18 protein-coding genes are annotated in these 21,140 nt (G+C 65.1%); 14 read left to right on the forward strand and 4 right to left on the reverse strand.

What is annotated here, in order from left to right; genetic code table 11:
- Window positions 1-25 precede the first annotated feature (25 nt).
- The 3 genes from CH278_RS03710 to CH278_RS03720 form a co-directional block, all read right to left on the reverse strand.
- A complete protein-coding gene (locus tag CH278_RS03710; RefSeq protein WP_094621183.1) occupies window positions 26-2,347 on the reverse strand; it encodes a HelD family protein in 2,322 nt (773 codons plus the stop codon).
- Window positions 2,348-2,493: 146 nt separating this feature from the next.
- Window positions 2,494-3,684 carry a DoxX family protein gene (locus CH278_RS03715; RefSeq protein WP_027497246.1) on the reverse strand — a complete coding sequence of 397 codons (1,191 nt, stop codon included), beginning with the start codon at window positions 3,682-3,684 and terminating at the stop codon, window positions 2,494-2,496.
- A 140-nt stretch (window positions 3,685-3,824) separates the two neighbouring features.
- Window positions 3,825-4,514: an MBL fold metallo-hydrolase gene (locus tag CH278_RS03720; protein WP_032374317.1), complete on the reverse strand. Its 690-nt coding sequence runs from the start codon at window positions 4,512-4,514 to the stop codon at window positions 3,825-3,827.
- 258 nt (window positions 4,515-4,772) lie between these two features.
- Here CH278_RS03720 and uvrA point away from each other — a divergent pair, with 258 nt between their 5' ends.
- Window positions 4,773-7,697, forward strand: a complete 2,925-nt coding sequence (uvrA, locus tag CH278_RS03725) for an excinuclease ABC subunit UvrA (RefSeq protein ID WP_032374518.1) — start codon at window positions 4,773-4,775, stop codon at window positions 7,695-7,697.
- Between the two features lie 81 nt (window positions 7,698-7,778).
- Here the strand turns inward: uvrA and CH278_RS03730 are convergent, their stop codons facing one another.
- Complete coding sequence (locus tag CH278_RS03730; RefSeq protein WP_027497243.1) at window positions 7,779-8,159, reverse strand: DUF1844 domain-containing protein; 381 nt, start codon at window positions 8,157-8,159, stop codon at window positions 7,779-7,781.
- Between the two features lie 379 nt (window positions 8,160-8,538).
- On the opposite strand from CH278_RS03730, the gene infC reads away from it, so the two are divergent.
- The 13 genes from infC to CH278_RS03795 all read left to right on the forward strand — a co-directional run bounded on the left by infC (window position 8,539) and on the right by CH278_RS03795 (window position 21,115).
- Window positions 8,539-9,279: a translation initiation factor IF-3 gene (gene infC, locus CH278_RS03735; RefSeq protein ID WP_045841242.1), complete on the forward strand. Its 741-nt coding sequence runs from the start codon at window positions 8,539-8,541 to the stop codon at window positions 9,277-9,279.
- Window positions 9,280-9,395: 116 nt separating this feature from the next.
- A complete protein-coding gene (gene rpmI, locus CH278_RS03740) occupies window positions 9,396-9,590 on the forward strand; it encodes a 50S ribosomal protein L35 (RefSeq protein ID WP_008715923.1) in 195 nt (64 codons plus the stop codon).
- A gap of 86 nt (window positions 9,591-9,676) precedes the next feature.
- Entirely contained in the window at window positions 9,677-10,066 is a 390-nt protein-coding gene (gene rplT / locus CH278_RS03745) for a 50S ribosomal protein L20 (protein ID WP_008715924.1), read from the forward strand.
- A gap of 38 nt (window positions 10,067-10,104) precedes the next feature.
- On the forward strand, window positions 10,105-10,911 hold the full coding sequence (locus CH278_RS03750) for a TrmH family RNA methyltransferase (RefSeq protein ID WP_094621184.1): 807 nt from the start codon (window positions 10,105-10,107) through the stop codon (window positions 10,909-10,911).
- Window positions 10,912-10,981: 70 nt separating this feature from the next.
- The gene (pheS, locus tag CH278_RS03755; protein ID WP_027497240.1) at window positions 10,982-12,049 is read left to right on the forward strand and encodes a phenylalanine--tRNA ligase subunit alpha; all 1,068 of its coding nucleotides are present in this window, start codon (window positions 10,982-10,984) and stop codon (window positions 12,047-12,049) included.
- Between the two features lie 55 nt (window positions 12,050-12,104).
- Window positions 12,105-14,591, forward strand: coding sequence for a phenylalanine--tRNA ligase subunit beta (gene pheT, locus CH278_RS03760; RefSeq protein ID WP_094621185.1), 2,487 nt, complete (start codon window positions 12,105-12,107; stop codon window positions 14,589-14,591).
- Window positions 14,592-14,660: 69 nt separating this feature from the next.
- The gene (locus tag CH278_RS03765) at window positions 14,661-15,215 is read left to right on the forward strand and encodes a hypothetical protein (RefSeq protein WP_094621186.1); all 555 of its coding nucleotides are present in this window, start codon (window positions 14,661-14,663) and stop codon (window positions 15,213-15,215) included.
- 52 nt (window positions 15,216-15,267) lie between these two features.
- On the forward strand, window positions 15,268-16,323 hold the full coding sequence (gene argC, locus CH278_RS03770) for an N-acetyl-gamma-glutamyl-phosphate reductase (RefSeq protein ID WP_027497237.1): 1,056 nt from the start codon (window positions 15,268-15,270) through the stop codon (window positions 16,321-16,323).
- Window positions 16,320-17,558, forward strand: coding sequence for a bifunctional glutamate N-acetyltransferase/amino-acid acetyltransferase ArgJ (argJ, locus tag CH278_RS03775; RefSeq protein ID WP_048318716.1), 1,239 nt, complete (start codon window positions 16,320-16,322; stop codon window positions 17,556-17,558). The genes argC and argJ overlap by 4 nt, the downstream gene beginning before the upstream one ends.
- On the forward strand, window positions 17,555-18,469 hold the full coding sequence (gene argB, locus CH278_RS03780; RefSeq protein ID WP_027497235.1) for an acetylglutamate kinase: 915 nt from the start codon (window positions 17,555-17,557) through the stop codon (window positions 18,467-18,469). Before argJ ends, argB begins: the two co-directional genes overlap by 4 nt.
- On the forward strand, window positions 18,466-19,671 hold the full coding sequence (locus CH278_RS03785; protein ID WP_027497234.1) for an acetylornithine transaminase: 1,206 nt from the start codon (window positions 18,466-18,468) through the stop codon (window positions 19,669-19,671). Before argB ends, CH278_RS03785 begins: the two co-directional genes overlap by 4 nt.
- Entirely contained in the window at window positions 19,668-20,603 is a 936-nt protein-coding gene (argF, locus tag CH278_RS03790) for an ornithine carbamoyltransferase (protein WP_032365513.1), read from the forward strand. The genes CH278_RS03785 and argF overlap by 4 nt, the downstream gene beginning before the upstream one ends.
- Window positions 20,600-21,115 (forward strand): arginine repressor, encoded by a 516-nt coding sequence (locus CH278_RS03795; RefSeq protein ID WP_032365512.1) that lies wholly within the window; start codon window positions 20,600-20,602, stop codon window positions 21,113-21,115. Before argF ends, CH278_RS03795 begins: the two co-directional genes overlap by 4 nt.
- Window positions 21,116-21,140 lie beyond the last annotated feature (25 nt).

Consider the following 21,140-nt stretch of genomic DNA (forward strand, 5'->3'; position numbering starts at 1 on the left):
GATTGTTCTCGTCGGACTGTTCTCGTCAGACCTCGGCGTCGAAGGGCTGCAGGGCCCCGAGCTCCTGGGGCAGAGGATCCACATGGACGACTCCGAGTCGCTGGGTTGCTCGGGTCAGGGCCACGTAGAGGTCGTTCATACCCTTGACGGACTCCGCAACGATCGCGCTCGGCTCGACGATGATCACCGAGTCGAACTCGAGCCCTTTCGCGTCCTTGACCGTCGACACGGTCACCACATCCGACGCCAGGTGCTGCAGTTGGGAGACGAGTTCGGAGGGAACGAGCACTGCGCTCAGGCCGGGACGAGGGTGGTCGGCCACTCGCTTCTCGACCGTCGTCACCAGATCTGCTGCGGCTACGCGTTGAGCCCACGGCTCGACGCCGGTGCTGCGAATGGATCGCGGTTCGGACTGCTCCGGATCGATCGCCGCGAGCACGTCGTGCGCCACGGTCATGATCTCCGACGGCGTTCGGTAGTTGACCGTCAGTTCGGTGAGCTTCCAGCGTTGAGCCACATACGGTTCGAGCACCGATCCCCAGGACGAGGTTCCGGCCGGATCACCGGTCTGCGCGGTGTCACCCACCAGTGTCATCCACCGATTGGGGATGCGCCGCATCACCATTCGCCACGCCATCGCCGACAGCTCTTGTGCCTCGTCCACGATCACGTGCCCGTAGGTCCAGGTACGGTCGCCGGCTGCGCGTTCCGCGGTGGTGAGTCGCTGACCCGAATTCTGGCGTCGCGCAAGCTGATCGGCGTCGATCAGGTCGTACGCCATCAGAATCTCCGGGTCCAGTTCGTCCTCGAGGTCCTGTGGAGCAGACCCGGTCAGGATGTCCAGTGCGCCCTGGGCATCGGCGATCTGGCCACGCCATTGACGCTGAGCCTGTTCACGTTCGGCAGCATCGTCGACGCCGAGCAGCTCGGCGAGCTCGTCGAGCAGCGGGGCATCCGCGGACGAGAAGCCGTGGCCGCGGCGCAGCAGCGACTCGCGCTCCGACTCGTCGAGCGCAGGTGCGGCCGATGCGATTTTCTCCGGCGATGCGAACAGGTCTCGAAGAACCTGCTGGGGCGACAGATCCGGCCACAACTCGTCTATCGCAGCCATCACGTCGTGGTCCTCGCGCATCTCGTCCCGCATGTCCGCAATGTCGTCGGCGCTGAGCAAGCTCGATCCGTCCACCACGTTCTGGCCGAGTTTCGCGGCCAGCTGATTGGCCAACTGGTCGATGACCGAGGACACGAACAGAGGCCGAGCCAAGTTGTGTGGTCGCCGGGAGGACCGGGCGCGGCCGCGGGCACGCGTGACTATCTTTCGATCGAGGGTGATGTCGTAGGTGTCGAATTTCAGCCGGCGCGGCTGTGCGGGCACCTCCTGGCGATCACGCACCGCCTGCGTCAGTACGTCGACCATCGACAGTCTGCCCTTGACCTCGGTGGCCAGAGCCCAATCCTCGCGCTGCGCACGGACTCCGGGGTACAGATCGCCGATCGTCGACAGCAATACCCCGGTTTCGCCCAGCGACGGCAGCACCTGGCCGATGTAGTCGAGGAACGTGGCGTTGGGCCCGATGATCAGGACACCGCTCTTGCCGAGCTGTTGACGGTACGTGTACAGCAGATACGCAGCTCGGTGCAGTGCCACGGCCGTCTTGCCGGTGCCCGGTCCGCCCTGCACCACCAGCACACTGCGATGCTGTGAGCGGATGATTGCGTCCTGCTCGCTCTGGATCGTCTCGACGATGTCGTTCATCTGACCGGTTCGCGCTGCATCGAGAGCGGACAGCAGCGCACCCTCACTGGCGACGCCACCCGCGACAGCCGCATCGTTCGACGACTGCGCGGACTCGAGGTCCAGGAATTCGTCGGCGATGGCGGTCACCTTGCGTCCGCGGGTACGAATATGCCTGCGGCGCAACACGTTTTCGGGAGCTGCCGGTGTCGCCAGATAGAACGGACGGGCCATGGGGGCTCGCCAGTCCAGCAGTAGTGTCTCGTAATCGTTCTTGTCGTCGAGGATGCCGACACGGCCGATGTAACGCTCGGGGCGGTCGTCGACTTTCGGATCGAGGGTGTCCGGGTCGAGGTCGATGCGTCCGAAGCAGAGCCCGTTCTCGGCTGCGTCGTACTTGGCGATGTCCTCGGTGTACATCTGGTTGAAGGATTCGCGCTCGCTTCGGGCCTGCGGTGTTCCGCCGGTCTCGAGCAGCACGGCGCGAAGTCGGTTTGCTGCATACTCGCGCAGCGAATCGAGCTGCGTGTACAACCGCGTCAGGTGCGCCTGTTCGAGGTCTTCCTCGATGGGTGCACCGGGATCGTTCGATGGGTGGCCGTCGTCCGGCAAAGGTTCTCCTCGGGAGTTCGGCCGAGGCGACGATATCGCCTCGAAATCAGCCAGAGCAGTCTACGCCGCAGAACGGCCCTGCCGCAGAACCGCGAGTTCTGGGACAGGGCCGTGCGCGCGAACGACGCCGAGCGTCGTGGGTAGACCTACTTCGCGTACTGCTGGAGCTTCTTGTCCAAGTTCTTCTGCGCCTTGGCAACTCGCTTCTCGAGCTTGGCCCGAGCCTGCTCGGTTGCCTTCTCGAGTTCCTTGTTCTGCTTCTCGGCCCGCTTACGAGCGCGCTTGCCGAGCGTGTCTACCCGATCCGACGCGATGTCGGCCCACGTGGCACCGCGCTTCTGAGCCTCTTCGGCCAGAACGGATCCCTTCTCGGCAGCGAGATCGGCGAGCTTCGCTCCGCGCTTCTGTGCCACCTCGGCCAGTTCACTGCGACGGTCGGCAGCGACGTCGACCAACTTCGAGCCCCGCTTCTGAGCGAGCTCGGCCCAATCCGAGCTGCGGTGCGCGGCCTTGTCGGCGAGCTTCGAGCCACGCTTCTGCGCTTCTTCGGCCAGATCGCTTCCGCGGTCGGCAGCAAGCTCGGCCAGCTTCGAGCCACGCTTCTGGGCTTCTTCGGCCAGCTCCGAACCCTTGTCGGCGGCGATGTGAGCCCACCGGTTCAGAGCGGGCTGCGCGACCTCTGCCAGCTCCGAGCCCTTCTCGCCGGCGATGTCGGCGAACTTGGCCAGCTTCGGCTGTGCGGCGTCGGCGAGCTTGGCCAGCTTCGGCTGTGCGGCGTCGGCCAGATCGGCACCGCGGCTCGCTGCGATCGAGGCAATTTCCTTGACGCGTTCCCCGGTGTCGTGAGTGGTGTGACCGGGCAGCGCAGAGACCACAGATTCCTGTGCGCGGCGTGCCGCCCGCTTGCTGCGCCACGCGACGGAGGGCTTGCCCTCGGTGTCGACGGCTGCGATCAGCAGTCCGCCGAGGAGGCTGAGGTTCTTGAAAAAGTGGATGCGTTGCGCAGCCTTGGTCTCCGGGTCGGTTTCGTTCCAGAACGCGTGTCCGGCCAGCGTCGTCGGAACGAGGCTTCCAGCCAGAGCGAGCGATGCGATACGCGGTGCCTTGCCGGTGGCCAACAGAATGCCGCCGGCGACCTGGATTCCGCCGTTGATCCGAACCAACGTCTCGGGATCGGTCGGCACGTTCGCGGTGACCTCGTTGGGCAGAGCATCCTTGCTCTGCTCGATCAACGGAGCGGCTGCCTTCGCCCTGCCGGCGGGATTACGAAGTGCATCGACGCCCCCGGAGATGAAAATCGTAGACATCAGCGGACGGGCGATACGGCGGACCAGCATTGACAGCCTCCTGCGTAGTTTCTCGTGTCATGGCGGTTGTACGTGCGGACTCGCACCGAAAGTAGATCGAAATCACCGGTGCGTGCACTTTTGTCACACTCTTCATACCCCGTGTTTCACGGTCTCAAGCACGTGCGGCGTCACCAGCCGCGTTCGCGCCATTCCGCCAGGTGCGGCCGCTCGTCACCGAGAGTGGTGTCCTTGCCGTGCCCGGGGTAGACGACGGTGTCGTCGGCGAAACGGTCGAACAATTTGGCGCTCACGTCGTCGAGCAGGTGGGTGAAGTCCTCGGGGCCGTTGGTTTTGCCGACGCCGCCGGGGAACAGGGAATCACCGGTGAAGAGGTGCGTCGTCTTGCCCTCGGCGTCGGTCAGCGCGAGCGCTATCGAGCCCGGAGTGTGACCGGTCAGATGCACCACATCGAACGTGAGCTCTCCCACCGACACCGTGTCGTGGTCGGCAAGAAAACGGTCCGGAGCTACCGGCAGCGGTTCTGCGTCCAGCTCGTGGGCCGCGGTGGGGGAGTCGGTGCCACCGGCGATATCGGCCAGCGCCTGCCAGTGGTCGGCATGCTGATGTGTGGTGACGATCAGAGACAGCGTCGGTGCGTTCTCGTCGAGAAGCAGTGAGATGCGGTCGGCCTCGTTGGCGGCGTCTATCAGCAGGGAATGGCCCGTTGCGGAACAGACGACCAGGTAGGTGTTGTTGTCCATGGGGCCGACCGACATCTTGGTGATCGTGGCTCCGGGGATCGTCCGCCGCTGCGGGGGTGAACCCTGTGCAACGACGCCGGTGTAATTGTCGTCGATGACCATGAGGTGCTCGTCCATTTCGAGGACGCTACCGTCGGCAGCAACGACGGGAGCGCCGGGGTCACGCTCGTGGAAAAGTGTGTCGGTACCTGGACCTACCATTGCTACGAGGTGAGGTTCGTCCCTCACCTCGACAGGTTTTCGACGTGGAGTCCTCGGCTACACGGCGTGTGATCGGTGCATCGGCACCACGCGTCATCATCGACTCGACGTCGGACAATGCTGCGCCGAGCAGCAACACGGCTCGACGTGCTCGTGAGAAAAGAAGGGAACACAGTGGCGGATCGCCTGATAGTGCGAGGTGCACGGGAGCACAACTTGAGGGGGGTCGATATCGACCTGCCCCGGGACGCGCTGATCGTGTTCACCGGTTTGTCCGGTTCGGGCAAGTCGTCTCTCGCCTTCGACACGATCTTCGCCGAAGGCCAGCGTCGCTACGTGGAGTCGCTGTCCGCATACGCACGGCAGTTCCTCGGGCAGATGGACAAGCCCGACGTCGACTTCATCGAAGGCCTGTCGCCCGCGGTCTCGATCGACCAGAAGTCGACCAACCGCAACCCACGCTCCACCGTGGGCACCATCACCGAGGTCTACGACTACCTACGGTTGCTCTACGCCAGGGCGGGCACTGCGCACTGCCCGGTGTGCGGCGAGCAGATCGCCAAGCAGACCCCACAGCAGATCGTCGATCAGGTTCTCGACATGGAGGAGGGCCTCAAATTCCAGGTCCTCGCGCCGGTGGTCCGAACCCGTAAGGGCGAGTTCGTCGACCTGTTCGACTCGCTCAACACCCAGGGCTACTCACGTGTGCGCGTCGACGGTGTCGTCCACCAGCTCAGCAGCCCGCCGGTCTTGAAGAAGCAGGAAAAACACGACATCGAGGTCGTTGTCGACCGACTCACCGTCAAGTCCAGCTCGAAGCAGCGGCTCACCGACTCGGTGGAGACCGCACTGCGGCTCGCGGACGGCATCGTGGTTCTCGACTTCGTCGACCGTGAGGAGAACGCCCCCGATCGGGAGCGTCGTTTCTCGGAGAAGCTCGCGTGCCCCAACGGCCACCCGCTGTCCATCGACGACCTCGAACCGCGATCGTTCTCGTTCAACTCGCCTTACGGCGCCTGCCCCGACTGTGTCGGGCTCGGCGTGCGCAAGGAGGTCGATCCCGAGCTGGTGGTGCCCGACGGTGATCTGAGTCTGGCCGACGGTGCCATCGCGCCCTGGTCGATGGGCCAGACGTCGGAGTACTTCGGTCGCTTGCTGTCCGGACTCGCCGACGCCATGGGCTTCGATCTGCACGCTCCGTGGAACAAGCTGCCGGCGAAGGTCAAGCGAGCTGTCCTGGAGGGCAGCGACCACCAGGTGCACGTGAAGTACAAGAACCGGTACGGCCGCACCCGGTCGTACTACGCCGAGTTCGAGGGCGTCATGCCCTTCCTGCACCGCCGCCTCGAGCAGACCGAATCCGAACAGATGAAGGAACGCTACGACGGCTACATGCGCGACGTTCCGTGTCCTACCTGCAACGGAGCCAGGCTGCGTCCGGAAATTCTGTCGGTCACCATCGCGGCAGGTGATTTCGGGCCGAAGTCGATCGCCGAGGTGTGTGAACTCTCCATCGCCGATACGGCCGACTTCCTCAACAGTCTCACTCTGGGGCGACGCGAGGAAGCGATTGCGGGCCAGGTCCTCAAGGAGGTTCAGGCTCGACTCGGCTTCCTGCTGGACGTGGGTCTCGAATACCTGTCGTTGGCGCGCACCGCGGGCTCGCTGTCCGGCGGCGAGGCCCAACGTATCCGGCTCGCCACGCAGATCGGCTCCGGCCTCGTCGGCGTGCTCTACGTACTGGACGAGCCGTCCATCGGACTGCACCAACGGGACAACCGCCGGCTCATCGACACGCTGACGCGACTGCGCGATCTCGGCAACACATTGATCGTCGTCGAGCACGACGAGGACACCATCCGTACCTCCGACTGGGTCGTCGATATCGGACCGTTGGCCGGTGAGCACGGCGGACGCGTCGTGCACAGCGGTTCCTACGCGGACCTCCTCACCAACGACGAATCGCTCACGGGTGCGTATCTGTCGGGTCGCATGGAGATCCCGCTGCCGGACACCCGTCGGGTGGTCGACAAGAAGCGACAGGTCACCGTCGTGGGTGCCCGTGAACACAACCTCCAGGGAATCGACGTCAGCTTCCCTCTCGGTGTTCTGACGTCGGTCACCGGTGTCTCGGGCTCGGGTAAGTCGACGCTGGTCAACGACATCCTCGCGACCGTGATGGCCAACAAGCTCAACGGTGCCCGGCAGGTTCCCGGTCGGCACACCCGGATCAACGGTCTGGACCAACTGGACAAGCTGGTTCGCGTCGACCAGTCACCGATCGGCCGCACGCCCCGGTCCAACGCCGCGACGTACACCGGGGTGTTCGACAAGATCCGTACGTTGTTCGCGGCCACCACCGAGGCCAAGGTTCGTGGGTATCAGCCCGGGCGATTCTCGTTCAACGTCAAGGGCGGTCGGTGCGAGGCATGCTCGGGAGACGGCACGTTGAAGATCGAGATGAACTTCCTGCCCGACGTCTACGTACCGTGCGAGGTGTGCGAAGGCGCTCGCTACAACCGCGAGACGCTCGAAGTGCACTACAAGGGCAAGACCATCGCCGAGGTCCTGGACATGCCGATCGAGGAGGCTGCCGACTTCTTCGAGGCCATCACGTCGATTCATCGGTACCTCAAGACACTCGTCGAGGTCGGCCTCGGTTACGTCCGCCTGGGGCAACCGGCGACGACACTGTCCGGCGGCGAAGCTCAGCGTGTGAAACTCGCAGCCGAGTTGCAGAAGCGATCGACCGGCCGCACTGTCTACATTCTCGACGAGCCGACCACGGGCCTGCATTTCGAGGACATCCGGAAGTTGCTCGGCGTGGTGAACGGACTCGTCGACAAGGGGAACACCGTGATTGTCATCGAGCACAATCTGGATGTCATCAAGGTCTCCGACTGGGTCATCGACATGGGGCCCGAAGGTGGTTCGGGCGGCGGAACGGTTGTGGCGCAGGGTAATCCGGAAGCCGTAGCAGCGGTGCCCGAAAGCTACACCGGAAAGTTCCTGCAGGAGGCGCTCTCCCGCGAGGTAGTGGCGTCCACGCCGAAGGCGGCCCCGAAGAAGCGTCGGGCTCGTAAGGTCGCTGCGGTCTGACGCGAACACGTCGACGACGAAGCCGCATCCGGATTGCCGGATGCGGCTTCGTCGTCTGTGGGTGGGGTGGGGTGCGCTCGTTCAGTGCACCGGGCCGGTGTACTTCTCACCGGGGCCGAGTCCTGGCTCGTCCGGGTGTGCCGAGGCTTCCCGGAACGCGCGTTGCAGTGCCTGGAGGCCGTCGCGAATCGGTCCAGCGTGGGGACCGAGGTACTCGACCGACGCGGTGACCAAGCCGGCGAGTGCGGTGATGACGCGTCGGGCCTCGTCGAGATCGAGGTAGGGGCTCTCCGCGGGATCGGGCTCGGACAGACCCAGCTTCTCGGCCGCGGAACTCATCAGCATCACCGCTGCACGGCTGATGACCTCGACCGCGGGAACCTCGGCGAGTTCCCGGACTTCTTGCTCGATACCGGTGGGGTCGGTGCCTGCGGGATCGGCGGGCGTGGATGAACTGGTCATACCTACGAGAATCCCACGCCGCGGGTGCCGTCGGTCGGATCGGGTGTCGACTCGGCTTCATCGACCGGTGCGATTGTCGGTTTCGGCATTCTGCTGGTAGTCTGACTCGACGACCGTCTTCGGCGTGCGCTCCTCGATGGAGTTCACCGCATGGAGGCAGCAAGTGGAGCCCGACTCCCACCGGTATGTGATCCGAATGGATCGCTTCCGGTCCGGTCGCACGAAGGTCTCCCAATCGGGATTCCCCAGTGCTTCCTCCTCGTGAGGAGACTGTACGACGCGCTATGTCGTACGGATCGACCGGTCGACATCGGGCCCTGCTGTCGGTACAGACCGGCTGCAGGGTTTTTTCGTTTTCGGTGTTGGTTCGCCGAGCGTGATGTCGAGGTTCGAGGGCGACGGGCTGTGTAAGTGGCAGGCGGTCGGGTTACACACCACACCGCACTACCTAGGAGGCCCCATCAGCACTGAGACCCGCATCAACGATCGCATCCGAGTTCCCGAGGTCCGTCTTGTCGGACCAGGCGGTGAACAGGTGGGGATCGTGCGTGTTGAAGATGCACTCCGCTTGGCTCTCGAAGCCGACCTCGATCTTGTCGAAGTAGCTCCCGACGCACGTCCGCCGGTCTGCAAGATCATGGACTACGGGAAGTTCAAGTACGAGGCTGCGCAGAAGGCGCGCGAATCGCGCAAGAACCAGACGCTCACCGTCATCAAGGAGCAGAAGCTCCGCCCCAAGATCGACGCGCATGACTACGAGACCAAGAAGCGCAACGTGGTTCGCTTCCTCGAAGCCGGCTCGAAGGTCAAGGTCACCATCATGTTCCGTGGTCGCGAGCAGTCGCGCCCCGAGCTGGGTTTCCGTTTGTTGCAGCGCCTGGGTGCCGACGTCGCGGAACTCGGTTTCGTGGAAACGTCGGCCAAGCAGGACGGCCGCAACATGACCATGGTCCTGGCTCCGCACAAGGGTGCCAAGACTCGCGTGAAGGCTCAGGAAAGCGCTGCCGCGCCGCCTGCGCAACGCGCACCGGCCCCCGCGCCGGAACAGCCCGCCGCAGCAGCTCCGGCTGCCGAGGCACCGGCCGCAGCAGCTCCGGCTACTCCGGCTCAGACCAACTGAGCTTCGCGCTCTACCAGTAAGACAGTCCCGCACCCGCCTCGGTGCGCAGTCCGTTCCGAGGCGCTGCGTGGCTGTGCCATGCACCACCGAAGAGCTAATACAGAACAGAGGATTTCATGCCCAAGCAGAAGACGCACAGTGGTGCCAAGAAGCGATTCAAGGTGTCCGGCAGCGGCAAGATCCTGCGCCAGAAGGCCGGCCGTCGCCACCTGCTCGAGCACAAGCCCACCAAGGTGACTCGTCGCCTCGATGGTGTCGCCGTTGTCAAGAAGGCCGACGTGCCTCGGATCAAGCGCCTGCTCGGCATCTGATCCGGCTCGCCGCCGACTGATTTCGGTCGGCTTCATCCCATTACCATTCGGGGTTTCACACGCCCCCAGATCGACAGGATTCACCAGTGGCACGCGTAAAAAGGGCCGTCAACGCCCAGAAGAAGCGCCGTTCGATTCTCGAAGCGTCCAAGGGCTACCGCGGACAGCGCTCACGTCTGTACACCAAGGCCAAGGAGCAGCAGCTCCACTCGCTCACCTACGCGTACCGGGACCGCCGCGCGCGCAAGGGTGACTTCCGCAAGCTGTGGATCACGCGTATCAACGCTGCAGCGCGGGCCAACGACATCACCTACAACCGCTTCGTCCAGGGCCTGAAGGCCGCGGGCGTCGAGGTGGACCGCAAGATCCTCGCCGAGCTCGCTGTGTCCGATGCCGAGGCATTCGCCGGCTTGGTCGCCATCGCCAAGGCTGCATTGCCTGCCGATGTCAACGCTCCTGCTGGAGAAGCAGCCTGAGCGAGTCGCCGCACGACGATTCAACTCCGAAACGACCCGTGGATTCGCTGACCGAGCGAACTCCGCGGGTCGTTTCGGCCGTCAAGCTCGCTCGCGCTGCAGAGCGCAAGAAGACGGGACTGTTCCTTGCCGAGGGCTTCAATGCTGTGTCCGAGGCTGCTCGGTTCGGTTCGGTCCGCGAGCTGTTCTTCACCGCGGATGCCCTCGACCGACACGAGAGCCTCATCGCCTCCATCGAGGCCGGTGGCGCACGGGTCTTTCCGATCACCGATCGTGCTGCGAAGGCATTGTCGGACACCGTCACCCCGCAGGGTCTGATCGCAGTCACCGAGTTGGTCGACGTCCCGATCGACCGTGCGTTGGTAGGAAAACCGCGGCTGGTGGCCGTTCCGGTGCAAATGGCCGAGCCTGGTAATGCCGGCACGATCATTCGTGTTGCCGATGCCGCCGGGGCCGATTCGGTGGTCCTGCTCGGCGACTCCGTCGACCCGCACAACGGCAAATGCGTGCGGGCCTCGGCCGGCAGCGTCTTCCATCTTCCCATTGCGCGGGAGCGCTCGATCGAAGACGGTATCGACGCACTGCGCCGTGCCGGCCTGACGGTCGTGGCGACTGCCGCCGACGGCGAAGTCGACTTGGACGACGCAGACGAGCTGCTCGAGCAGCCGACTGCGTGGTTGTTCGGCAACGAGGCCCACGGTTTGTCCCTCCCCGTTGCCCAAGCTGCCGATCACCGGATCAGAATTCCCATCCACGGTCGGGCGGAGAGTCTGAACCTGGCGACCGCCGCGGCACTGTGCCTCTACGCGAGCGCCCGTGTTCGACGACGGTCGGCGACCCCGTGAATACGGTCGCCTAGGATCGTTACCACTCTGCTTCGTGCAGACCGACCATTATTCGAGGAGTGCATCTGTCGTGGCGAAGAAAGAGTCCGGGCCCGAGCCGGTAGATCCGAGCGTTCTCGAAGAGTCCGCACTCGACGCTGCGGTGGACTCGGCCGAGCAGGCGTTCGCCGACGCGTCGGACCTCGATGCGCTCACGAAGGTCAAAATCGATCACGTGGGTGGAAAGGCGCCACTGGCGTTGGCTCAGCGCGCCCTCGGAGCTCTACCCGGTGATCAGAAGGCGGACGCAGGCAAGCGCGTCAAGGTGGCACGAGACCGGGTGCAGAAATCCTTCGACGAGCGCCGCGCAGTGCTGTCGGCGGAGCGCGATGCAGCGATTCTCGTGGCCGAGACGATCGACGTGACGCTGCCGACCGACCGGGCACCCGTCGGAGCGCGCCATCCCATCACGATCATCTCGGAGCAGGTCGCCGATGTCTTCGTCGGTATGGGCTGGGAGGTCGAAGAAGGCCCCGAGGTGGAAACCGAGCACTTCAACTTCGACGCGTTGAACTTCCTGCCCGATCACCCGGCTCGCACGATGCAGGACACGTTCCACATCGCACCGGAGGGCTCGCGGCAGGTACTGCGTACGCACACGTCGCCGGTGCAGGTGCGGTCCATGCTCTCCCGCGACGTACCGATCTACGTCGTCTGCCCTGGCCGAACGTTCCGTACCGACGAGCTCGATACGACGCACACTCCGGTCTTCCATCAGGTCGAGGGGCTCGCGATCGACAAGGGCCTGACGATGGCGCATCTGCGCGGAACGTTGGACGCGTTCGCGCAGGCTCTGTTCGGCAGCGATACGCGCACTCGGATGCGGCCCAACTACTTTCCGTTCACCGAGCCCTCCGCCGAGGTCGATGTGTGGTTCCCGAAGAAGAAGGGTGGAGCCGGTTGGGTCGAATGGGGTGGCTGCGGAATGGTCAACCCGAAGGTGTTGCAGGCCAGCGGCATCGACCCGGAGGTGTACACCGGTTTCGCGTTCGGCATGGGTCTCGAGCGAACTCTGCAGTTCCGCAACGACATCCCGGACATGCGGGACATCGTCGAGGGGGATATCAGGTTCACTCTGCCCTTCGGTGTTCAGGCCTGACGCGGCCACTCTCCAGCCCCACTTCATCTCGGATACAAGAAAGAGCTGAGCACACGTGCGAGTCCCACATTCCTGGTTGACCGAGGTCCTGCACGCGGGTACTCCCGACTGGTCCGTCTCGCCCGACGAGCTCGACGCGGGTTTCGTACGCGTCGGTTTCGAGGTCGAGGAGCTGGTCTCGTTGGACAACGTGACGGGGCCCCTCGTGGTGGGTCGGGTCGAGTCGATCGAGGAACTGACCGAATTCAAGAAGCCCATTCGGTTCTGCCTCGTGAACGTGGGGGCCGACGAGCCGCAGGAGATCGTCTGCGGTGCACGCAATTTCGCCGAGGGGGACCTCATCGTCGCGGCGCTGCCCGGCAGCGTTCTGCCGGGCGGGTTCGCCATCGCGTCGCGCAAGACGTACGGCCGCAACTCCAACGGGATGATCTGCTCGACGCTCGAGCTCGGTCTCGGCCGGGACCACTCCGGCATCCTGGTGCTACCGGAAGGGACTGCGCAGCCCGGCGACAATGCCAAAGTCGTTCTGGGCCTCGATGATTCGGTGATCGAGCTGAACGTGACACCGGACCGCGGGTACGCCTTCTCGGTACGCGGCCTGGCTCGTGAGTTGGCGTGCAGCTTCGATCTTCCGTATGTGGATCCGGCGCGCACGATGCCCACCGAGGTCACCGGTGACGCCTGGCCCGTGACGGTCGAGCCTGAGTCCGGTACTTCTCGGTTCGCTCTGCGCAAGGTCGTGGGTATCGATCCCGCTGCCGTCACTCCCTGGTGGATGCAGCGGAGACTGCTGCTGGCCGGGGTGCGACCGATCTCGGCGGCCGTGGACGTGACCAACTACGTGCTCCACGAACTCGGACAGCCGTTGCATGCTTTCGACGCAAGCAAGCTCGACGGTCATCTCGTCGTGCGGCGCGCGAATGCGGGGGAGACGCTCACGACGCTCGACGGCGTCGAGCGGTCGCTCGATGCGGAAGACGTGGTCATCGCCGACGGAACGGGAGCCATCTCGTTGGCCGGCGTCATGGGCGGGGCGTCCACCGAGGTCGACGACTCGACCAGCGATGTCGTTCTCGAAGCAGCATCGTTCGATCCGCTCGCGGTGTTCCGAACCGGCCGTCGCCACAAGCTGTCGAGCGAGGCGAGCAAGCGTTTCGAGCGGACTGTGGATTCGGCGCTCCCGGTTGCGGCGCTCGATCGGGCCGCACAGTTGCTCGTCGAGATCGCCGGTGGACGTATCGAACCGGTGCTGACCGACATCGGCGAGGCTGCCCGGTTCCCGTCGGTGACGATGGACTTCGACCTGCCCGATCGGATCGCGGGTGTGCAGTACCCCGACGGGACCGCTGCTCGACGGCTCACTCAGATCGGATGCACCGTCGAGGTGGATGTCGACGGTGGCGGCCACGGACAACTGGTCGTCGATCCTCCCTCGTGGCGACCCGACTTGGTGCAGCGCGCCGATCTGGTCGAAGAGGTGCTGCGGCTCGAAGGGCTCGAGAAGATCCCGTCGATTCTGCCGTCCGCTCCCGGTGGGCGCGGCCTCACCGCCGAGCAGAAGCGTCGGCGGGCAGTCGGCAAGGCCCTTGCGTTCGCCGGCTATGTCGAAGTTCTTCCGCCGGTGTTCCTGCCCAAGGGAATCTTCGACACGTGGGGCCTCGACGCGGACGACCCGCGCCGGGCGACGACGTCGGTGTTGAACCCGCTCGAGGCCGACCGCCCCGATCTTGCGACGACCGTGCTTCCCGGTCTGCTCGAAATGCTGAACAGGAACATCGCGCGCGGTCAGCGGGACGTGTCGTTGTTCGGAATCGCCCAGGTCGTTCTCCGGCACGACGCGACCGCTGCAGTGGACGCGTTGCCGGTCGACCGGCGACCGACCGACGATCAGATCGCGATGCTCCGTGGGTCCCTCCCCGCACAGCCGGTACACGTGGGCGTGGTGCTCGCCGGTCAGCGTGAGCCGTCCGGGCCCTGGGGACCGGGCCGAGCAGCCGAGGCCGCAGACGCGTTCGCCGCTGTGCGCACGGTTGCCGCGGCGTCCGGCGTGCACGTCGATCTTCGTGCAGCACAACACCTTCCCTGGCATCCGGGCCGGTGCGCCGAGGTTCTTCTCGACGGTGAGGTCGTCGGGCACGCAGGTGAACTGCATCCGGCTGTGCTCGAGCGAGCCGGTTTGCCGCCGCGTACGTGTGCGGTGGAGCTGAGTTTGAGCGCTCTGCCCGTCGTCGAATCGCTTCCGGCCCCCGAAGTATCCCCATACCCGGCCGTGTTGCAGGACGTCGCTGTCGTGGTCGACGCGTCTGTGCCCGCGGCCTCCGTCGAGGCAGCACTGACGATCGGCGGTGGAGAACTGCTCGAGTCCATCCGACTGTTCGACGTCTACGAGGGTGAACAGGTCGGCGAGGGGCGTAAGTCGTTGGCGTTCGCCCTCCGGTTCCGCGGTTCGGACGGAACCCTGACCGAGGATCAGGCGACGGCGGCTCGCGACGCAGCCGTGGCGGCGGCATCCACAGCGGTCGGTGCCCAGCTGCGTAGCTGAACCGTCGACGGCGCGGCCGGTGTTGTGCGTAGCGTGGTGTCATGACGGGCACGACGACGGGAGCAGCCGATGAGTGAATCCGACACGCAGGCCACGGCCTCGGATCTGCAGGTGTTGAACGAGGTTCTCGCGGCGGTGGCCGGCCGACCTCGGTTGGCTCCGGTGGCAGCGGCGGCATCCGCTCTGGCGGCCGAGTTGGGGACGGCGGAACCCGAGCCAGCCGGTCCGGATCGCGGCGTCCCGCCGGGAACCGTTCCCGATGTGGATGTTCCGCAGGTGACGAAACCTCGTATCGACCAGCCGCTCGGCGATCCACCACCGGGAGCTCCGTTGGGCGGAACGGTGCCGGGCGTCATCGATGCGGAATTGGTAGACGACCTGCCCGTCGGCGGGGGTGGGGGTTATGTCGGCGGTGCGACTACGGGCGAGTTCACCGACTCCGGGGTGCCGACCTGGGACGGGGTGCGAGAGAAGGTGGAGCACCGCTCGGGTACGGCTGTCGGGGCGGAGGAGCTGGACCGGGAATCGAGAGCCGGTCAGGACCTGGACAAACAGTGGAACGATCGGCAGGAAGCGGGCCGAAAGAAGCTCGACGAAATTCGTAGATCGATGGGTAGCAGCTAGCGTTTCCGGCCCGCCGATGAATGAGCTTGCATGATGCTGCATAATAAACCGCATGACTATTTCGGAGGCAACGCCGAAGCGCATCGCGGTGGCGGGTGCCAGTGGCTACGCCGGTGGTGAGATCCTTCGCCTGTTGCTCGGCCACCCAGCTGTACGCGACGGCTCGTTGGTCATCGGAGCGCTGACTGCGGGTGGCAATGCAGGCGCGACACTGGGTGAGTTCCATCCCCACCTGTTGCCGCTTGCCGACCGTGTGCTCGGCCCCACGACGGTCGACGAACTTGCCGGACACGACGTGATCTTCCTCGGGTTGCCGCACGGTAAATCCGCCGAACTCGCGCTCCAGTTGCCCGAATCCGTGGTGATCATCGACTGCGGTGCCGATTTCCGCCTCAACGACTCGGCAGCCTGGGAGAAGTACTACAAGTCCCCGCATGCGGGGACTTGGCCGTACGGGCTCCCGGAGCTACCGGGGCACCGCGAGCTCCTGGTCGGGGCCACGCGTATCGCCGTGCCCGGGTGCTATCCGACGGTGTCGAGCCTAGCCCTGGCCCCGGCAGTTGCCGCCGGAATCATCGAGCCACGGGTCAACATCGTTGCGGTCACCGGCACGTCCGGTGCGGGCCGGGCACCCAAGGCCGACCTGCTGGGCTCCGAGGTGATGGGCTCGGTTCGCGCATACGCGGTAGCAGGCGCGCACCGGCACACTCCCGAGATCGTGCAGAACCTGTCGGCTGTGGCCGGTACCGACGTGTCGGTGTCGTTCACTCCGGTACTCGCGCCGATGCCGCGTGGCATTCTGGCCACCTGTACGGCCGTGACCACCGCTACCGAGGCTCAGGCCGTCGAGGTGTACGAGAAGGCCTATGCCGCAGAGCCTTTCGTTCATGTTCTTCCGGCCGGGCGGCTGCCGCAGACCGGTTCGGTCATCGGATCGAACGCCGTGCAGATGAGTGTGTCCGTCGATGCAGACGCCGGCTTGCTGGTGGTCATCGCGGCCATCGACAACCTGGCCAAGGGAACAGCCGGTGCAGCAGTGCAATCGATGAATCTGGCGTTGGGAATCGACGAGACCGACGGTCTCTCTACCGTAGGAGTTGCTCCATGACCGGCCTGAAGAGCGAGACGGATACGGTCGCCTCGATCGCGGGGAAGCTCGTGCGTTCCCAGGGCGTGACGTCTCCCGCCGGATTCCGTGCGGCCGGGATTCCCGCGGGTATCAAGGCAAGTGGCAGGTCCGATCTGGCTCTGGTGTTCAACGAGGGCCCGGACTTCACGGCAGCGGGCGTCTTCACCCGCAACAAGGTCAAGGCCGCGCCGGTGCTGTGGTCGCAGCAGGTGCTCACCACCGGTCGGCTTCGCGCGGTGGTGTTGAACTCGGGCGGTGCCAACGCTTGTACCGGTGCACCCGGTTTCCAGGACGCGCATCGGACGGCCGAGGAGGTCGCGTCCGTGTTGAGCAACTGGGGTTCGGAAACAGGGGCCATCGAGGTTGCCGTGTGCTCGACAGGTCTCATCGGCGATCGGTTGCCGATGGACAAGCTGTTGCCGGGGGTGACCGAGGTGGTGCACGAACTGGCCGGCGGTATCTCCGGTGGCACCGATGCCGCTTACGCGATCATGACCACCGATACCGTTCCGAAGCAGGCCGCGATTCATCACGCAGACAAGTGGAATGTCGGTGGCATGGCCAAGGGCGCGGGCATGCTCGCACCCTCGCTGGCCACGATGCTCAGTGTCATCACCACCGACGCCGTCGCGACCGCGGAGCAGCTCGACACCGCGCTTCGTGCGGCCACCCGGTTGTCCTACGACCGACTCGACGTCGACGGCGCATCCTCCACGAACGACACGGTACTGCTGCTCTCCTCCGGGGCGAGCGGTGTGAGCCCGTCGCAGGAGGACCTCGACGCTGCTGTTCTGGCGGTATGCGACGACCTCGCCGATCAGATGATGGCCGATGCCGAGGGCGTCACGAAGCGAGTGAAGATCACCGTCTCCGGTGCAGTATCCGAGGACGAGGCTCTCGTCGGTGCGAGGACGGTCGCCAGGGACAGTCTCACCAAGACGGCCCTGTTCGGTTCGGACCCCAACTGGGGCCGTGTACTCGCGGCGATCGGTATTGCTCCGATCGAACTCGATCCGGATCGGATTGCCGTGTCGTTCAACGGCAATCCGGTGTGCATCGACGGCGTCGGCGCTCCGGGTGCGCGCGAGGTGGACCTGTCCGGAGTCGATATCGCCGTGACCATCGACCTCGGACTCGGGTCCGGTACGGCCACGATCAGAACGACGGATCTCTCCCACGCCTACGTCGAAGAGAACTCGGCGTACTCGTCATGACTGCTGCTGCAACGCAATTGACGGCAGCGCAGAAGGCGTTCACGCTCGCCGAGGCGCTGCCCTGGCTCCAGCGCTTCTCGGGCAAGATCGTCGTGGTGAAGTACGGCGGGAACGCCATGATCGACGACGATCTCAAACGAGCGTTCGCCGCCGACATGGTGTTTCTACGCACCGTCGGAATTCACCCCGTCGTCGTGCACGGCGGAGGCCCGCAGATTTCGGCCATGCTCACCAGGCTGGGCCTGACGGGTGAGTTCCGCGGCGGATTTCGGGTCACCACACCGGAAGTCATGGACATCGTTCGGATGGTGCTGTTCGGGCAGGTCGGCCGTGAACTCGTCGGCTTGATCAACAGTCACGGGCCGTATGCCGTCGGAATCTCGGGGGAGGACGCACACCTGTTCACCGCGACGCGTCGTTCGGTCCTGGTCGACGGCGTCGATACCGATATCGGTCTGGTGGGCGACGTCACCTCGGTAGATCCGAAGGCGATCTTCGATCTGATTGCCGCAGGCCGCATTCCGGTGGTCTCCACCATCGCACCCGACAGTGACGGCGTGGTGCACAACATCAACGCCGATACCGCTGCTGCTGCTCTCGCCAGTGCGATCGGGGCAGAGAAGTTGGTCGTGCTCACCGATGTCGAGGGTCTCTACACGGCGTGGCCCGATCGCAGTTCCCTGACCTCTCGAATCGACGCGTCGGAACTCGACGCATTGCTGCCCACGCTCGATGCCGGGATGGTTCCGAAGATGGAAGCCTGCCTGCGGGCCGTTCGTGCCGGAGTGCCGTCGGCGCACGTCATCGACGGTCGCGTCGAACATTCGGTTCTGGTGGAGCTGTTCACCGGAGAGGGGATCGGCACCATGGTCACCCCCGATCACTCGTCTACGTCAGGAGTCACGTCATGACCGGCACGCAGTCCACGGTCGATCTACAGCAGCGGTGGTCCACGTCGCTGATGGACAACTACGGTGTGCCGCGCGTAGCGCTCGTCCGAGGCGAAGGCGCTGTGGTGACCGACGCCGACGGCAAGCAGTACCTCGACCTGCTGGCCGGTATCGCCGTCAATATCCTGGGCCACGCTCATCCTGCGGTGATCGAGGCGGTCACTGCTCAGCTCTCCACGCTGGGTCATACGTCGAATCTGTATGCGACGGAACCGGGTATCGAACTGGCCGAGCAATTGCTCGCACATCTGGGTGCGGGTGCGACGGGACGAGTGTTCTTCTGCAACTCGGGTACCGAGGCCAACGAGGCGGCGTTCAAGATCGCGCGTCTGACCGGTCGTCCCCACATCATTGCCGCCGAGAAGGCCTTTCACGGACGGACGATGGGTGCACTGGCGCTCACCGGACAAGCCGACAAGCGAATTCCGTTCGAACCCATGCCTGCCGGTGTCCAGCACGTGCCCTACGGAGACATCGCCGCGCTCGAGGCAGCCGTCGATTCCGACACCGCCGCAGTGTTTCTCGAACCCATCATGGGGGAGGGCGGCGTGGTCGTTCCTCCCGACGGGTATCTCGTTGCCGCACGTGAGATCACGGCGAAGCACGGCGCGCTGTTGGTCCTCGACGAGGTGCAGACCGGTATCGGCCGCACGGGCTGGTTCTACGCCCACCAGTCGGTCGGCATCGTGCCCGACGTGATCACCTTGGCCAAAGGACTGGGCGGGGGTCTGCCCATCGGAGCCTGCATCGGTATCGGGGCGGCGGGGGAGTTGTTGCATCCGGGCAAGCACGGCACCACCTTCGGCGGCAACCCGGTCTGCGCCGCTGCTGCGTTGGCTGTGTTGCGGACCATTGCCGCCGACGACCTCGTTTCGCACGCCGACAGTCTCGGCAAGACCATCGCTCATTCCATCGAGGCTCTCGAACACCCTCTCGTCAGCCATGTTCGGGGCTCCGGGCTTCTGCTCGGAGTGGTGCTCACGGCCGCAGTTGCGCCTGCGGCCGAGGCGGCGGCCCGTGACGCAGGCTTCCTGATCAATGCAGCGCAACCAGACGTATTGCGGCTCGCACCGCCGCTGATCATCACCGAAGAGCAGGCCGCGTCGTTCGTCTCGGCACTACCGGCAATTCTCGACGCAGCACAGGAGGCACACCAGCCATGACCGTTCAGCACTTCCTTCGCGACGACGACATCACCCCGCAGCAGCAGGGAGAAATCCTGGCGCTCGCGGCCGAGATCAAGCGGGCTCCGTTCTCCAAGCGGCCGCTCGAGGGGCCGAAGGGCGTCGGTGTGATCTTCGAGAAGAATTCCACCAGAACTCGGTTCTCGTTCGAGTTGGGCATTGCGCAGTTGGGTGGCCACGCCGTTGTGGTCACCGGAAGCGACACTCAACTGGGACGCGAGGAGACTCTGCAGGACACCGGCCGCGTGCTGTCCCGCTACGTCGAGGCGGTCGTCTGGCGTACGTTCGGCCAGAAGCGGCTGGAGCAGATGGCAACGGGTGCAACGATTCCCATCGTCAATGCGCTGTCCAACGAGTTCCATCCCTGCCAGGTCCTCGCCGATCTGCAGACGCTGATCGAGCACAAGGGAAACCTGACCGGGAGGACGCTGGCGTACTTCGGCGACGGTGCCAACAACATGGCACATTCGCTTCTCATCGGCGGAGTGACCGCGGGACTCGATGTCAGGATCGCCGCTCCGAAGGAATTCGCACCACTCGGTTACGTCCTCGATGCCGCACGTGCGCGCGCCGAGGAGACCGGAGCGTCCATCACGGTGACCGAAGACCCCGACGAGGCCGCCGACGGTGCCGACGCTCTCGTCACCGATACCTGGACATCGATGGGTCAGGAGAACGACGGACTCGATCGAGTCGCTCCGTTCCGGCCCTACCGCATCGACTCCGAGCTGCTGTCGAAGGCGAAATCCGATGCGGTCGTGCTGCATTGCCTTCCTGCCCACCGCGGCGAGGAAATCACCGACGAGGTGCTCGACGGTCCGCACAGTGTCGTCTGGGACGAGGCCGAGAACCGTCTGCACGCGCAGAAAGCACTGCTGGTCTGGCTCCTCGAGCAGGCTCGGCGACCGTGAGTGACGACGTCACTGCGGTTCCGCTGACCGCGTCGACCCGCGCGGGCAGACAGGCGCGGATCATCGCGTTGCTGGCCACGCATCAGGTGCGCAGTCAACCGCAGCTGGCGTCGTTGCTCGCCGCCGAGGGGATCGACACTACCCAGGCGACGCTGTCGCGTGACCTCGAAGAGTTGGGTGCGGTGAAGTTGCGCGCTCCCGACGGCGGCGTCGGGGTGTACGTGGTCCCCGAGGACGGCAGCCCGGTGCGCGGGGTGTCGGGCGGAACCGACCGTCTCCTGCGGCTGTTGGGGGAGCTGTTGGTGTCCACCGATCACAGCGGAAACCAGGCAGTTCTGCGGACACCGCCCGGAGCTGCGCATTACCTGGCCAGCGCCCTCGATCGTGCTGCATTGCCGGAAGTCGTGGGAACGATCGCCGGGGACGACACGATCCTGCTCATCGCCCGTGAACCGACCACCGGCGGCGAGATCGCCGACAAGATAGAAAAGCTCGCTCGACGCGGAAACTGAGATCCGGTCACTCCGCACTGCACCA

The organism is Rhodococcus sp. 05-2254-5, assembly GCF_002258575.1.
GTDB lineage: Bacteria > Actinomycetota > Actinomycetes > Mycobacteriales > Mycobacteriaceae > Rhodococcoides > Rhodococcoides fascians.